This window comes from Terrimonas sp. (assembly GCF_003075435.1).
Lineage (GTDB): Bacteria > Bacteroidota > Bacteroidia > Chitinophagales > Chitinophagaceae > Agriterribacter.
In genome coordinates this window covers 1-1,204 of sequence record NZ_QCZJ01000074.1, presented here as the reverse complement: position 1 = coordinate 1,204, position 1,204 = coordinate 1, and the positions used below count along the sequence as shown (strand labels likewise).

The window sequence follows — 1,204 nt, the reverse complement described above, 5'->3', positions numbered from 1 at the left end:
CCACCATAGTCGTTAAGCTAAGAAGAAAAGTGGAGCTAACTAATTGATAATGAATAACTCCTCGTGGGGAGTTGTTTTTTTATTTTCTCCTCATTGTAGTATTATTTAAGGGCATGAAGTAAGGGGAATTTGTATAATACATGCCCGTTGCAAAAGTAAGCATTTACTACCTAAGAGGAGAAACCAATTAACCATTCGCAGAGAAATTTTATTAGAAGAACATGCTGCAGATATTTTTGCCAACATCAAGGGCTTCCTTTGCTCTGCACAGGCAGAGAAAATAGGCAGGCAAACAGGATTTATTAAAAGAAGCAGTGGCAAAATAACAGCACAGGGTTTTTTAACTACACTAATGGTAGCCGATAGCCCTCAAGGTCAAATAAGCTTGCCGGATCTGACGGCAGAGCTCAGGCAGGCTCATGGTATAGAAATAAGTAAGGAAGCCCTGCACCAGCGCTTCAGTGTTCAGGCGGTTAATTTTCTTGAAAAAGTAATACAGCAGGCGCTGGAGCAACATCTCGGCAGAGAGAAAGAGGGATTAAAAACACATTTTTCACGTATCAAGGTAAAAGACTCTACTAAGTTTAAACTACCTACCGATTACAACGGAGCCTACAGAGGGTACGGTAATTTCAGCAAAACCAATGGCATGATAAGCCTGCAATACGAATATGATCTGGTAAGCGGTAACTGGCTGTCCATAAAACTAACCGATGGTTTACGCAATGACTTCTCGGATGCAGAACAAACCGTATCGGCAATAACTACAGGCGATCTGCACATTCGCGATCTGGGATATATTTCTCCCACCTATCTGAAGGCCATCATACAATCCGGGGCTTTCTTTCTCAATAGATTACCTTCCCAGGCAGGCGTATACAACCTGGATGGAAAGCCATTGAGTTGGAATAAAGTGTTCAGGCAGGCAAACCGGCAGCAGCATCTGCAACAGGATGTGTTGGTATATGTCAAGGAACGGATTGCATGCAGAATGATTATTGAAAAAGTACCGAATCATGAGTTTAAGCGGCGATGGCTCCATGCACAAGCCCAGGCTAAAAGCAAGCGGGTTGGTATATCAAAAGAACATAAAAAAAAGCTGCATTATAATATTTACGTAACTAATGTTGGATCTGATATACTACCTCCATCTGAGGTTAGAAAAACCTATTACCTGCGCTGGCAAATAGAACTGGTATTTAAA

Annotated in this window: 1 protein-coding gene; it reads left to right on the top strand. The window is 41.7% G+C overall.

Features of this window, described 5'->3' with window-relative positions; genetic code table 11:
- Window positions 1-127: 127 nt before the first annotated feature.
- Window positions 128-1,204: IS4 family transposase (locus DC498_RS25890; RefSeq protein WP_165813969.1), on the top strand; the 1,077-nt coding region annotated here is incomplete at its 3' end.